At 43.2% G+C, this 13,883-nt stretch carries 11 protein-coding genes and 1 pseudogene; 6 read left to right on the top strand and 6 right to left on the bottom strand.

What is annotated here, in order from left to right; all coding sequences use genetic code 11:
• Positions 1-1,485 (bottom strand): ATP-binding protein, encoded by a 1,485-nt coding sequence (locus CUR83_RS12950; protein ID WP_093070157.1) that lies wholly within the window; start codon positions 1,483-1,485, stop codon positions 1-3.
• A 437-nt stretch (positions 1,486-1,922) separates the two neighbouring features.
• On the opposite strand from CUR83_RS12950, the gene rpsP reads away from it, so the two are divergent.
• From rpsP to rplS, 4 genes are all read left to right on the top strand, one after another.
• A complete protein-coding gene (rpsP, locus tag CUR83_RS12945) occupies positions 1,923-2,192 on the top strand; it encodes a 30S ribosomal protein S16 (RefSeq protein WP_021812802.1) in 270 nt (89 codons plus the stop codon).
• Positions 2,193-2,357: 165 nt separating this feature from the next.
• Positions 2,358-2,891: a ribosome maturation factor RimM gene (gene rimM, locus CUR83_RS12940; RefSeq protein ID WP_058023513.1), complete on the top strand. Its 534-nt coding sequence runs from the start codon at positions 2,358-2,360 to the stop codon at positions 2,889-2,891.
• 105 nt (positions 2,892-2,996) lie between these two features.
• A complete protein-coding gene (trmD, locus tag CUR83_RS12935; protein ID WP_284719787.1) occupies positions 2,997-3,761 on the top strand; it encodes a tRNA (guanosine(37)-N1)-methyltransferase TrmD in 765 nt (254 codons plus the stop codon).
• 205 nt (positions 3,762-3,966) lie between these two features.
• Positions 3,967-4,386, top strand: coding sequence for a 50S ribosomal protein L19 (rplS, locus tag CUR83_RS12930; RefSeq protein ID WP_058023515.1), 420 nt, complete (start codon positions 3,967-3,969; stop codon positions 4,384-4,386).
• 273 nt (positions 4,387-4,659) lie between these two features.
• On the opposite strand, the gene CUR83_RS12925 is transcribed toward rplS, so the two are convergent.
• Positions 4,660-5,220: a DUF4442 domain-containing protein gene (locus tag CUR83_RS12925; RefSeq protein ID WP_093070162.1), complete on the bottom strand. Its 561-nt coding sequence runs from the start codon at positions 5,218-5,220 to the stop codon at positions 4,660-4,662.
• 498 nt (positions 5,221-5,718) lie between these two features.
• Here CUR83_RS12925 and CUR83_RS12920 point away from each other — a divergent pair, with 498 nt between their 5' ends.
• Together CUR83_RS12920 and uvrC are read left to right on the top strand one after the other, a co-directional pair.
• A complete protein-coding gene (locus CUR83_RS12920) occupies positions 5,719-7,245 on the top strand; it encodes a DUF3360 family protein (protein WP_284719786.1) in 1,527 nt (508 codons plus the stop codon).
• Between the two features lie 152 nt (positions 7,246-7,397).
• Entirely contained in the window at positions 7,398-9,242 is a 1,845-nt protein-coding gene (uvrC, locus tag CUR83_RS12915) for an excinuclease ABC subunit UvrC (RefSeq protein WP_284719785.1), read from the top strand.
• Between the two features lie 93 nt (positions 9,243-9,335).
• Here the strand turns inward: uvrC and CUR83_RS12910 are convergent, their stop codons facing one another.
• The 4 genes and pseudogenes from CUR83_RS12910 to CUR83_RS12895 all read right to left on the bottom strand — a co-directional run bounded on the left by CUR83_RS12910 (position 9,336) and on the right by CUR83_RS12895 (position 13,810).
• A complete protein-coding gene (locus CUR83_RS12910) occupies positions 9,336-9,926 on the bottom strand; it encodes a dihydrofolate reductase (protein ID WP_093070169.1) in 591 nt (196 codons plus the stop codon).
• Positions 9,927-10,005: 79 nt separating this feature from the next.
• Positions 10,006-10,293: pseudogene (gene thyA, locus CUR83_RS12905) on the bottom strand (thymidylate synthase); the annotation flags it as partial.
• A gap of 206 nt (positions 10,294-10,499) precedes the next feature.
• On the bottom strand, positions 10,500-12,332 hold the full coding sequence (locus tag CUR83_RS12900; RefSeq protein ID WP_284719783.1) for a restriction endonuclease subunit S: 1,833 nt from the start codon (positions 12,330-12,332) through the stop codon (positions 10,500-10,502).
• A 2-nt stretch (positions 12,333-12,334) separates the two neighbouring features.
• Positions 12,335-13,810 (bottom strand): N-6 DNA methylase, encoded by a 1,476-nt coding sequence (locus tag CUR83_RS12895; protein WP_252962761.1) that lies wholly within the window; start codon positions 13,808-13,810, stop codon positions 12,335-12,337.
• Positions 13,811-13,883 lie beyond the last annotated feature (73 nt).

Genomic DNA, 13,883 nt, shown 5'->3' with positions numbered 1-13,883 from the left:
TTAAGAGTTGTCTGCATTCGATGTAATACTATCGACTGTAGATGTGTCATCGACTGCATCAGCAGCCAAAGTATTGTCTCCAGCAACTTTAGAGAGTAGAGGTATACGCACACATACTTGCAACCCACCATCGGGATGATTGATGGCCTCAACTGTGCCATGATGTAATCGTGCAATGCGGTCTACAATGGCTAGTCCTAGACCGCTACCTTGGGTAGTACGTGCGGTCTCCCCACGCTCAAATGGCTGCATGATACGCTCCAATTGATCCTCTGCCACACCGTCACCGCAGTCACGCACACAAATCATCAGTTGCTCTTGTGCTTCTTTATTGACAACGTTCTCACTGACGACATCGCTATCTTCTTCTTCAACCGTTTCTATAAATGTTGGTATCACCGTGGCTGATAGATAAATCGGCGGTTTGCCATAACGATTGGCGTTATTGATCAGGTTGATGATGAGACGCTTGATGGATAAGGGGCGTACAGGAATGACCTTGTGACACTCTGATTGATAAACGAACTTCATGGGTGCGAACTGCACCATGATCTCATTAAATATCGTGTCCAAATTGGTCAAGCTAACTGGCTCATCGGAGCCGTCTTTCATAAATGAGATGAACTGCTCTAAAATCGCATCCATATCCTCAATGTCGTAAATTAGCCCTTCACGAAAAAAATCATCTGGTAGCATCTCAGCAGTCAAACGCATACGAGTCAATGGCGTACGCAAGTCATGTGAGATACCAGCGAGCATGATGGTTCGCTCTTTTTGGGCTTGATTTAATGTTGTAAATAGACGGTTGAAAGCCATGTTTACTTGACGTATCTCGGTAGGGCCTTTTTGCGTTGGCAGTGTGGTCGCATGACCCAGACGAATATAGTTAGTCGCTGCACGTTGTAGATAACGTAAAGGGCGGTTCAATTGCCTAGCTAACAAAATAATCGTTAGCAGCGATAAGATAGGCAAACCAATCAAAAACAATATGAGCAATGTTGGGCTGTACTGCGAGTAATAAACCACTGGCTCACGAATCCAGAAACTGTCATCGCGGCTGTCTTGTACCCAAAGCTGCGGTGTTGGTTTGAACTTGAAATAAACTTCGACAGGTCGACCCAGCTGTGCACCAATCTCATACTGCAGCACATCAGTAAAGAAGCTCACAAATGCTTTGTCAGCCACCTCTGGAAAGTCACTGGGGTTGTTCACCACCACGACATGAGAATGTTGATACACCCATTGGCGGATATCAGGACGATATTGCCAGTCTTCGTTTACGCTATTGATTAATCGCAGCTCACTTGTCAAATAACGCGCATGGTTTTTGAGTTCTGGCAGATAAAGACTGCGCCAAAAGAATAAAATCGACAAACTCACACTTATGAGAACAATAAAAGCGACCATCAAGGTTGTCAGCCAAGTATTGGAATAAGAACGTGGCAGCCAACCTTTGCGACGGGGCTTTGAGTTTGGAGTAATCATATAAATCCAGCAGATTAAGAAAATGTCTGATTAAATTTGGTTTTGAGTTAAGCCGCAATTGTATTTTGGAGAAAGAGCAGGTTATTTCTAAACATGGCGGCTGAGAGTAGGGTGTGCCAGTCTATTTCAACACACCATAGAATAGCATAATCGATGAATCTTACTGTGACGCTATTCATTTAAGCAGTTTGTTATGTGCCTCTCCAATATTTTAATAATACCAAATCTAAAGCGCGGTATATTTTAGTAACTGATTAAAATAGAGAGTCCTTAATAATTGTATAAAACGTACGGTTATGCTCGATTATGTTTTACATAGACGGGTATTTAAGCTATTGTTAATAAATAATTAAATAAGCACAGTTTATGTTTTCAATAAATCAAGACTGTGATATAATTATGCCCTTTTTGGTATACCTGCGAAAGAGAGAATTCACATGGTTGTTATTCGTTTAGCACGGGGCGGTGCCAAGAAACGCCCATTTTATCAAGTAGTTGTTGCTGATCAACGCCGCGCGCGTGACGGTCGCTACATTGAAAACATCGGCTTTTTTAACCCACTCGCTAAAGAGTCTGAAGAAGCAGTACGCCTAAACATGGAAGCGTACAATGCGTGGATCGCAAAAGGTGCACAACCTTCAGATCGCGTTGCTTCATTAGCAAAAGCTTACAACAAGTCTGCAGCACAAACTGAAGCAACTGCTTAAGTTTCCGTTGTTATTGAGTCGCTCGTAGTCTTATTACAAGCTGATTCAGTAGACTTTAGAACACATAGCGTAACTGGTCTGACCAGGGTGCGCCATTAACTGTTTATCGCTTTTGACACAATTGTTTTTGCAATTGTTGTTGTAATCATTGTTAGGTTAGCTGCTATGTCATCCACTCCAAACGCTAGTGATCTCATGAAAATTGGTCAACTCAAGAAGCCCTATGGCATCAAAGGTTGGCTTTGGGTATTTAGCGATACGGATGATCGTACAGCAATATTCGACATGAAGCCGTGGTGGATGAAAACTGCTACTGGCATGAAACCTTTGACTGTGAAAGCTTGGCGTGAGCAAGGCACAGGACTTGTGGCTCAATTTGAGCAGATTCCTGATCGCAATGTTGCTGAGACCATGAACGGTGTGACCGTTTGGGTCGAACAAAATGTCTTGCCGGAAACAGCTGAAGACGAATATTATTGGTCGGATTTGGTCGGTATGCGCGTGATGAACGAGCAGAACGAGTATTTAGGCAATATCACTGAAATGTTTGAAACTGGTGCCCATGACATCATGCGCGTGGCAGCCAATTCAGACAGTTTGGATAATGAAGAGCGCCTAATTCCATGGCATAAGCAAACGGTGATAGAAGTCGATACGACTGAAAAAACCGTACTTGTGGCATGGCCAAGTGATTATTAATATTGCCTCTGGTGATATCGCTTCTGGCTTTTTAGTCAGAATTTATTATCAGAATTTATTAATAGTCACACCGATTGTTTTAGCCTCAATGTAAGTAGACATCAGATGTATTTTGCCGTCATTAGTATTTTTCCTGAGATGTTTGCCACGATTCGTGAGTTTGGAATCACGGGACGGGCAGTGACTCAGGAGCAAGTTACGATTGAATGCATTAATCCACGTGATTATACCACTGATAACTATCGCCGTATTGATGAGCGCCCTTATGGTGGCGGTCCTGGGATGGTGATGATGGCTGGGCCATTGTCAAAAGCCATTGAGGATGCACGCTTGCGTGCCAAGGAATACGGTTGCCGTGTCGATAGTGAGCATTGTCCGGTGATTTATATGTCACCGCAAGGGCAAACGCTTAGTGAGAGTAGTGTCGTCGGTATGACTTATTATGATGGCATGATTTTATTATGCGGTCGTTATGAAGGCATCGACGAGCGCCTACTGTCACAATATGTCGATATGGAAGTATCATTAGGCGATTATGTGTTGACTGGTGGTGAGCTACCAGCAATGGTGCTGATGGATAGTGTGATACGTCGTTTGCCCGATATCATGGGGGATGACAAGTCAGCAGAGCAGGACTCGTTTGTCGATGGCTTGCTTGATTGTCCACACTATACCAAGCCGCATGAGTTTGCGGGTATGGCGGTTCCTGAAGTGTTACTGTCAGGACACCATGCCAATATCGCTAAGTGGCGTTTTGCTCAGCAAGTCAGTCGTACGCAAACGCGTCGTCCGGATTTGTGGCAAGCGTTTACTCCGACGGTAGAGCAAGCGAAATGGCTTGAAGCACTAGCAAAAGCAGATAAAAAGTAGGTTGTTGATACCTGACTTTATCGTCATTAAGCTTGATAAACAGTTAACAAATAGAATTTTGAGCAATAATAAAACGAGTCATCGCATAGTGGCCGTTGGTTATAACCCATTTACGTTGTGTCTTATTATAAAGAGATACAATTAATTATTACAAACAGGTGATATGCGTAAAGCCTCTATTATCTAATGTGAGGAGATAACTCTCATGAGCAACAAGCATCCATTGGTTCAGGTCATCGAAAACGCTCAATTGCGTGAACACCCAAACTTTGCACCCGGCGATACCGTTGTGGTACAAGTAAAAGTACGTGAAGGTGAGCGTGAGCGTTTACAGGCTTTTGAAGGCGTTGTAATTGCTAAGCGTAATCGCGGTCTAAACTCAGCGTTTACCGTACGTAAAATCTCAAGCGGCGTTGGTGTTGAGCGTGCATTCCAGCTGCACTCACCACTGATCGATAGCATTGAAGTGAAACGCCGCGGTGCTGTTCGCCGTGCGAAACTGTACTACTTACGTGAGCGTTCTGGTAAATCAGCACGTATCCGCGAAAAACTTGCGCCACGTCCAGCTCAGAAAAAGACTGACGCTGGTGTACCTGATGCCGTTGATACTGCACCTGGTATCTAAGTACAAGTTTGCCGTTTTGAGTTGATCGTATTATTTTAGGATTGACTCAAATAAGGTAATAGTAGATACAAGCCCTTATTCATAGGTTTATTTATAAATAAGCGGGCCATACCAAAAAAGACAAAACCCCAATCTATGCGAATGCTAGATTGGGGTTTTTGTATGTGCGCGCTTATCAATTTAAATTTGCTGGGTGTTAACTGGATATTCACAGCTGATAGATACTATGCCTTGTCATTAGTCAAAAAGCCTTACCAGTAAAGTAGCCAAAAACTATTCAGTATGGGGTGTTTCAATTCGGCTGGCTTGCTCTTTAGATTTGCTGTATTTGCGTAGTCTGATATACAAGGTTTTGGTCACGGTAGCAATGAGCTTTTGCTGATCGTCGACGATATCGACTTGGTATTCCCGAAATACAGCTTCACCGTCTTTTGCCAACTCTTGAATGGTAATCACCTCAGTGCTAGGTATTTTCATTCGTGCGGTGACTTTACTATTACCGGGCGCGATAAAATCAATATGTGAGCTTTTGTCCCAGACCACATAGTTGCTACCTAATTGATGCATCAGCATGAGCATATAGAAGGGATCTACCATGGAGTATAAACTACCACCGAATTGAGTACCGACGATATTTTTGTTGAGAGTGGTCAGTTCCATGCTGACCACGCACAATCCCTGATCGAGGCTGATGTGGTCGATTTTGATGCCTGCACCGATATAGGGCGCGTAAGTATTGAGTCGCAGCTTTAAAAGATGCGGGGTCAGTAGCGGCATGATACTTTGCTTGGCTCGACGCTTCAAAGTCTCAAAATTGCTGGGTAGCACACTCATAAATCTATCCTGTTGCTTTTATTGATTTTTCAGTGATATGGGTAGCGCTGTTTCTTAGTGCTTGCTATTAGACGATAAACGACAAAGACATTTATCATAGTTAAAAATGACTGCGCTCGCTAGTTTCAAAGCGTAACTAAGCATAGTCTTTATAGTTATCGCAAAGCAATATTTAATATGACTATCTTTAGTATTTAGTTATATGATAAAAAATGTTCAGATGTCAGTTATTCTTAAGAAAATTGGCCTTTAATTTAATTTTATGTCCAAATTAGCGCTGTTTATTCCCAATAGTTTCCTATTAAATTTATTATTGTATCCAATGAAAACTTTAATTTATTTTTTATAACGATACATGTAGTCTTTTTAATTCATCTTAAATTCGCATTTCCTTATGCCTTAACATACAATGGTTTTCTGCTTATCATGACCGATTGGTCATTTAGCTAACGCCAAACCAAAAAAGTATTCAAAACCTAATCAACACAAGGAAATGTGATGAGTAACATTCAGGCCTCATCTTCAGGGTCTAATACGCCGCGACCACACCCAGCCAATCAAGACAGCGAATTGCAAGGCAGTTATATAGATTTGCATAAGCCAAGCTCAAGCTTCGACAGTCGAGATGCCTATCTCAACCACGAATTACAAATCATGCAGCCAAAACGTTGGCGTCCCAATTTACCATTTCGTGATTATCGTTTTGAGTATGAAGATACTATCCCAGCGATGGCAGCGACCATCGGTAAAGTGGTCATGGTGGGCGCTATTGCAGCAACTTTTGCAGGACCACTCGGCTTAGGTGATGCGTTTGTTTTAGAAAACGTTCGTTATGAGCTGTTGATTGTCTCGTTCTTTATTATCTTATTTTCTGGATTTCTGCTACCGACAGCCAATCTCGCTGGTACTCATGGGCCACTTATTCCATTGATTCCCATTGTCGTTGCTGCAGGTGGGCATCCAATGGCTTTTGGCCTACTCATTGGGGCTTTTGGCCTGCTACTTGCTATTAGTAAAGGAGGAAGCTTACTGGCCAATTTAACCAGTAAAGGCGTATGCGGTGGTCTCTTAATTTACTTAGGGTTTATCGGTACGACGTCACAGGTTAAGAACCTTTTTGCTTGGGCAGAAGGGATTGGTATGTCGCACATTGCTTTCTTTATTATTCTAGCGACTATCCTGCTATATGCATTGCTTGAGCATTGGCAAAAGCGCTGGCTTGCGGTTCCGCTCAGTTGCGTGTTAGGTGGCGGTCTTGCTTTTGCATTGGGCGCACCTTTTGCGTTCAAAACGGCACCAGGTCTACCGCATATGAACCCAATGTATTGGTGGGGTGAGAATACAGGTTGGATGTTAGGGCTACCGACGATTGAAAGCTTCATTGTGGTATTGCCGTTTGCTATCTTGGCAGTTGCGATGTGGTCACCAGATTTCTTGGGTCATCAGGTATTCCAAAAAATCAGCTACCCTAAGCGTACTGAAAAAGTGCTCATGGACATCGATGACACGATGACCAGCGCTTCATTTCGTCAGGTAGTGGGCTCTGTGCTAGGCGGTGCCAACTTTGCGTCATCTTGGGGAACGTATATTGTCCCTGCGGCGATTGCTAGGCGTCCGATTCCTGCTGGTGCGCTATTGACGGCCTTGTTTTGTATTATCGCAGGTGTTTGGGGCTATCCAATGGATTTGGCCATCTGGCAACCCGTGATGTGCGTGGCATTGATCGTTGGGGTTTTCATCCCACTCTTAGAGGCTGGCATGGAGATGACGCGCGAAGGTAAAACCACGCAGTCTGCTGCTATTGTGGTGTTTGCTTCTGCCTTAGTGAACCCAGCCTTTGGTTGGTCACTCACGCTATTGCTTGATAATTTGGGCTTGATTGGCTCAAAAGAGCGCAGTGCTAATTTGACTAAAATGAGCCGATGGATCATACCAGGTATTATGTTCGTGGTACTGACTGGCGTGATGGCTATCGTCGGTATGTTGCCAGGTATTCCAGCGTTAATGGCAAACTTCCGTCATTAGACCATTGATGATTAGCATATAACCGAACAAACGAAGTCAGCATAAAGCTGGCTTTTTTGTGCGTGCTATCGAGGCAATAATCAGCTTGCAAAACCACGATTCCTGCCCCATAACTAGCAGTATTACTAAGATTTTTAAGAGCAATACATTCTATGGTTACTGTCTCAGAATTGAATCCTGTCGATGACAAAAAAGCCCGTCTTAAGCATTTGATCAAGAACTTGCCTAATTTGCCAGGGGTATATAAGATGCTGGGCAAAAACGGCGATATTTTATACGTTGGTAAAGCCAAGTCGCTAAAAAGCCGTGTGAATAGTTACTTTGCCAAGACGATCGATCATCCAAAAACGCGGGCACTGGTGGCACGGATTCATAATATTGAGACCATTATCACGCGTAGTGAGACCGAGGCGTTGTTGCTCGAGCAGAACTTAATTAAAGAGTATCGCCCGCCTTATAACGTCTTGCTACGTGATGATAAGTCGTATCTATACGTGTTTATCTCAGCGGATAAGCCTTATCCACGTTTGGCGTATGGACGCGGCAAAGGCAATCATCAAAAAGGTCGTTTCTTTGGCCCATTTCCCTCTGCCCATGCAGCAAAAGAAACGCTGGTGTTGATGCAAAAAATGTTTCAAATGCGCCAATGTACCAACACCTTTTTTAAGCAGCGCCAGCGCCCTTGTCTGGAGTATCAGATTAAGCGTTGCCGCGCGCCCTGCGTTGGACTGGTATCGCCGGAAGAGTATGCAGAAGATGTGAATAACACCATTCGCTTTTTGAAGGGTGACTCTAGTGATATTCATAGTACGCTGATCGAGAAAATGGAAGGCGCTGCCGAAACGTTAGATTTTGAAAAGGCGGTATTGTACCGTGATCAATTGTCGATGCTACGCGAAGTACAGGCAAGGCAAGCTGTCTATACGGTGCAAGGTGAGGCAGATGTGATTGCCATTGCCAGTCAGGCGGGCATGACTTGCGTCAACGTGCTGACCGTGCGCGGTGGTCGCGTGTTAGGCGGTAAAAACTATTTCCCTGATGTGGACAGTAGCGAGCCGCTAGCAGATAACCTATCAGATTTTATTACCTCGTTTTATTTTCAGGTGACGGACGATCTGCCAGCAGAGATTATATTGAGTCATGAGATTCCTGATCAGGTAGCGGTAAGCGAAGCACTAGCAACGCATTTTGGCAGCAAAGTAGTCATCAAAACCAATGTGCGTGAGCATCGCTCAGAGTGGCTAGATTTGGCAACACTCAATACCAGTAATGCGCTAAAGACTAAGCTTGGTGATTATTTAGAATTGCACGCACGCTTTGGCGCACTAAAAGACGTACTGGCTGAGGTGACTGATCGCACCATTGATCGCATTGAATGTTTTGATATCTCGCATACCATGGGCGAGGCGACCATTGGTAGCTGCGTCGTATTTGATCAAGGCGGTGCGCGCAGGCGTGATTACCGTCAATATGCCATTCATGATATCCAAGGCGGCGATGACTATGCAGCCATGAAGCAAGTGCTGACAAGGCGGTATAAAAAGCAGCCGTTGCCTGATTTGTTGCTTATCGATGGTGGTAAGGGTCAGCTGAGTATGGCGAAAGAAGTGCTGGTTGAATTGGGCATTCTTGGTGATGCCTTGCTCATTGGTGTTGCCAAAGGGGAAGGGCGTAAGGCGGGACTTGAAGTGTTGCACTTTTTGGATCATGAGCCATTAGATTTGCCTATGGATAGCAAAGCATTACATTTACTGATGCATATTCGCGATGAGGCGCATCGTTTTGCGATCACCGCGCACCGCAAAAAACGCGACAAGCGCCGCTCCTCATCGGTACTTGAGGTTATTCCAGGTCTTGGTGAAAAGCGCCGCCGCGATTTACTCAATCACTTTGGTGGTATGCAGCAACTGCTTGGCGCGTCACAGCAAGAGTTGGCAGGTGTACAAGGGATTGGCCCTGTACTGGCAAAGACGGTTTATAAAGTATTACACGAGTAGATTTGTAACGCTAAAACGATAGTAAATAAAAAAGGGTCAGCTTTGATAAATATACATATCTGAAGCTGACCTTTTTTTTGAGTCAATCAAATACTATTGGTCAGTCTTTTCTACTTTATAGGTCGTAAATTTGAAGCTCAAATTACTTTTTTCATCGTGCATTTGCTCAGATTCTTCTGCTACTTTGAAGCGATCTGGTAGCTCAGGATAGAACGCATCGCCATCCGTAATATCAGTATCTACGTGGGTCAGCTCAATGCGGTCGGTATACATCAGTGCTTCGCTAAAGACGCGCTCACCGCCAATCACCCAGATCGTCTCCAGATGTAGCCCATGTGCCAAACTTGCGGCATGAGTAAGGGCATCATCTAAATTATGCACCACATGCGCGTATTCATGTCCGACCAGTCCTTGCTGTTCTGCATAGTCCATTTGAGTAGAGATGATAAAGCACACACGCTTTGGTAAAGGCTTGCTACCCATGGATTCAAACGTCTTGCGACCCATAATGACGATGCCCTGAATATCGCTACTAGAGGCCGTATTTTGCGAGTCACGTGTGGTCATTTTTTTGAAGTGCTGCAGGTCTTGTGAGATATGCCACGGCAGCTCGTTGTTTTTACCGATACAGCGATTGCTACTTATGGCGGCGATTTGGGCAACTTCAGTGTGGGCATAGCTCATAATGGGTCCTTTCTATTATATTTTTAAACGTCTGTATTTTAACTCACCGTCTTATTTATTGTCGTGCATGAGACGTATTTTAAACGGCAACTTTGGCTTTGATGGTCGGATGAGACTCATAGTTATTGACGCTAATATCGTCGTATTTAAAGGCAAAAATATCTTTCACCTCTGGGTTTAGGGTCAATGTTGGCGGTGTATATAGCGAACGTGTCAGTTGTAGCTCAGCCTGCTCGCGGTGGTTTTGGTAAATGTGGCAATCACCACCTGTCCAAACAAATTCACCAACTTCTAGGCCGCAAACCTGCGCGACCATATGCGTCAATAACGCATAACTGGCAATGTTAAAGGGCACACCTAGGAATATTATAACCCCTAATTTATGCACAAGACGCCTAATAATATAGCCTTAACAACTATAATAGCATTGTGCACTTTTAATTCTGCACAATACGACTTATACGTACAAGGTTATTATACCTGATTTTAAAATATCGCTGTTAATAGAAGGTCTTATTTATTTCTTTTAGTTTTACCAAAGCATATAAAACATGATTGCTCTAACACTAAAACTCACCCTAAAGCCCGATCAACCAACGCATCGGTAAGCTGAACTTGCGTCTCTTGGGACTGCTTTAGCTTCTCTTTTAGCTGATCGCAAATAGCCATTAGTTCATCGACTTTAGCAACAATGCGATGTTGTTCTGCAAGAGGTGGTGTTGGTAATAAGATTGAACGACTTTTTGTGACTGAAATATTGTCCTGACCAGCTGTTCCTATAAGCGCAATTTTATCAAGAAACATACCTGAAACTAAGTAGGTATAGATAAATTTATTTAGATTCGAAATGAATGGTCTAAACATCACAATGGCCTGATTGCAGTTCCATTCTGGATAGGTATCGGGAATGATAGCTATCTTTCCAAGAGGTGGACCCACGATATTCATTATCACATCTCCTGGGCAAAGCTGAGAGCGCTTCAAACTTGAAGAGTGATAACCTTCCTCAATAAATTGTGGTTGGTATTCAAAATCTATTTTTTGGTTTCTTATATTATAAACCTTCAAGTATGGGATACCTGTATCATCTATAAATGAACTCCTAGGTGGCGTTGATCCAGAAGTTATACCATCGCATATATCATCTAATCGACACCATTCCCAACCTAAGGGCAAATCAAATAATCTTTCTTCATCTTCAATAGGTGGTAATGCTTTACGTGGTTTAATCTTCTTCTCTTGAATCAACTGCTCTTTCTCTTCCGCAATCTTTTCTAACAATACTGAAGCAGGTTCGTCATCTGAACTCTGTGAAACTAGCTTACCCATCACTGCCAATTGCAAAACGGTTTGCTTTAGAGCGTCAATGCTTTGCTCGGTCGTAAATAGGCTATCGAAATGCTCGGCAATTCTTGCCCAATTTTGTGCTAGCTCATCAGCGTCCGCACTATCTGTCAACGTGGATAATAATACTTCTACAAGCGTCGCGTGAGCGTCGATACTGGCTTCGGTTTGCTGCTCTAGCTGATCACATAGCAGCATCAGCTCATCGACTTTAGCGACGATGCGGCGTTGTTCTGCTAATGGAGGATATGGAAATGGTTCTTTCCTTAATGTATCAACTGAAACCATATTCTTTTGGGCGGTCCCCTTTAGATCAGACAATGTATCTGTACGCATAAAAAAGGCAGGGAATAAGATTTTAAAATATTCATTTATAAGTGCATTATTATTCAAAGCTATTTTAAGTAAAGCTTGGTTAATGACTCCTCTCTCCATATTTGGTGGGGCTATTGCGACTTTACCAACAGTACCAGAGCAACTAATAATCAAGTCATAAGGCTTAACTTCAAATGCTTTCAGCTCATTAAACTTTGTCTCATCAATATAATATTCTCCACGTGAAAAATCATCGTTTATTGCATGCTGCTGCTCATATACTTTATAGCCAGAATTAACAAAATATGCTTTTTTTAAAGCACTCCCAAAAGGTCCTCTCTTAATTGCATAGTCATCGTGGGCTATCACTTGAGGCATAAATGCCCACGTCCATCCCTGTGGTAAAGTATTCTGCTCAACTCCAGCTTCTTCCAATGACGGCAATGCTTTTTGCTTTTTTATCTTTTTATCTTTGACTAACTGAGATTTTTCTACCGCAATACGTTCAAGTAAAACCGCAGCGGGCTCATCCGTAGGATCTTGTGGAATTAACTTTCCATATACAGCTAACTCCAAGATCAGTTCACGTAATTTAGTAATACCATACAGCTCATACTTTTTACTGCTGCCACGTCCACTAGTCGACTTAGCTAGTATAGCGCTGGTCCAGATATCGATATGTTCAGTGATTAGCTGCTCTGGCTTGCTTATGTCTTTACTCATCTCTAAGCTCGTCTTTACATTCATAGCTACTTGCCCTCTGTCGTGTTAGCAGACAGCGCAGCGCCCAGCACGTCTTTTAATTGGCTGCGTAACGTATCGATGCTCTGTTGCTGTTTAGTATAGTCAGCCAGTAGCTTATTAGGATCATAATCAATGACTTCACCTTGGTAGGGGTTGGAGATATCGAGGTTATAGTTACGCTCGATGACTTCATCAATGCTGACCTTCCAAGCCTGATTGTTTTCGATACGACTGGTAAAACCATCAGATTCATCACCCCACCAATCAATCTCTGTTTGAAACTCTTCGAACTTCATTGGTTTGGTTTTGCTATAGTTTTTGACGCCTTCAGGATAAGGATGCTCATAAAACCAAATATCTTTGGTTGGCTGACCTTTGGTAAAGAAGAGAATATTGGTTTTAATGCTTGTATAAGGGTTAAACACACCATTTGGCAGGCGCACGATGGTGTGCAGATTACATTCTTCTGTCAGCATTTTCTTTAGCTTAGTTTTTACCCCTTCACCAAACAAGGTGCCATCAGGCAACACAACAGCAGCACGACCTTTATCTTTCAAGACCTCGATGATTAATTGTAAAAACAAATCTGCCGTTTCGCGTGTTTGGAGCTCAGCAGGGAAGTTCTTTTCTATACCATGCTCTTCAGTGCCGCCAAAAGGTGGGTTGGTTACGATGACATCAATATCACTGTCCCAGCTCGATAGCGGCTTATTTAGGGTGTTATCGTGACGTATCTGTACGGGTACTTCGATGCCATGCAGCATCATATTGGTCGTGCAAAGCAAATGTGGCAGTTGTTTCTTTTCAAACCCTAAAATCTGCTGCTGTAGTACTTGGTGATCTTCAGCAGTTGCAACATAGTTGTTTTTGACATGATCAAACGAACAGGCCAAAAATCCACCTGTACCACAGGCTGGATCCATAATGCGCTCACCCAGCTTTGGATCGACACGGTCAACGATGAAGCGCGTCACGGCACGAGGGGTATAGAACTCACCTGCATTACCCGCACTCTGTAAATCACGTAGCAGTTGCTCATAAATATCACCAAACAGATGGCGCTCATCTGAACGATTGAAGTCCACTTCATTGAGCTTGTTAATTACTTGGCGTAGCAGCGTGCCGTTTTTCATATAGTTGTAGGCATCGCTCAAACCTTGACGCACCACAAAGCCACGTGGGTTAGTATCTACTGGCGCTGTCAGGTTTTTTAGCTCAACGAATATTTCATCGTTTACGAACTCTAGTAACTCATCACCAGTGATACCTTCGGGATCAGCCGCCCAATTACGCCAAAGGTATTGCTCAGGGATGGGGGTCTTATAGTTTTCTTGTTCGAACTCAAGCGCTTCTTCTTGTGCATCAAATATTTTGAGAAACAATAGCCATGACAATTGGCTTAAACGTTGGGCATCACCATCGACACCAGCATCTTGACGCATGATATCTTGAATAGACTTAATAACCGAACTGATTGACATGTAGTTTCTCTTTTTAATAAACGATAGGTTTTAATAAACAGTATGAATAAAACAAGCCTCAATAAGAGGCTTA

The organism is Psychrobacter pocilloporae, from assembly GCF_029872915.1.
GTDB lineage: Bacteria > Pseudomonadota > Gammaproteobacteria > Pseudomonadales > Moraxellaceae > Psychrobacter > Psychrobacter pacificensis.
The sequence above is the reverse complement of the archived record's forward strand: the minus strand, read 5'-3'. Positions and strand labels throughout refer to the sequence as shown.

Coding starts and splice junctions, on each gene's coding strand:
- rimM (WP_058023513.1), top strand. CDS start 2,358: ATGTCATCCACTCCAAACGCTAGTGATCTCATGAAAATTGGTCAACTC.
- uvrC (WP_284719785.1), top strand. CDS start 7,398: ATGGTTACTGTCTCAGAATTGAATCCTGTCGATGACAAAAAAGCCCGT.
- CUR83_RS12925 (WP_093070162.1), bottom strand. CDS start 5,220: ATGAGTGTGCTACCCAGCAATTTTGAGACTTTGAAGCGTCGAGCCAAG.
- CUR83_RS12895 (WP_252962761.1), bottom strand. CDS start 13,810: ATGTCAATCAGTTCGGTTATTAAGTCTATTCAAGATATCATGCGTCAA.
- rpsP (WP_021812802.1), top strand. CDS start 1,923: ATGGTTGTTATTCGTTTAGCACGGGGCGGTGCCAAGAAACGCCCATTT.
- CUR83_RS12950 (WP_093070157.1), bottom strand. CDS start 1,485: ATGATTACTCCAAACTCAAAGCCCCGTCGCAAAGGTTGGCTGCCACGT.
- CUR83_RS12910 (WP_093070169.1), bottom strand. CDS start 9,926: ATGAGCTATGCCCACACTGAAGTTGCCCAAATCGCCGCCATAAGTAGC.
- CUR83_RS12900 (WP_284719783.1), bottom strand. CDS start 12,332: ATGAATGTAAAGACGAGCTTAGAGATGAGTAAAGACATAAGCAAGCCA.
- rplS (WP_058023515.1), top strand. CDS start 3,967: ATGAGCAACAAGCATCCATTGGTTCAGGTCATCGAAAACGCTCAATTG.
- CUR83_RS12920 (WP_284719786.1), top strand. CDS start 5,719: ATGAGTAACATTCAGGCCTCATCTTCAGGGTCTAATACGCCGCGACCA.
- trmD (WP_284719787.1), top strand. CDS start 2,997: ATGTATTTTGCCGTCATTAGTATTTTTCCTGAGATGTTTGCCACGATT.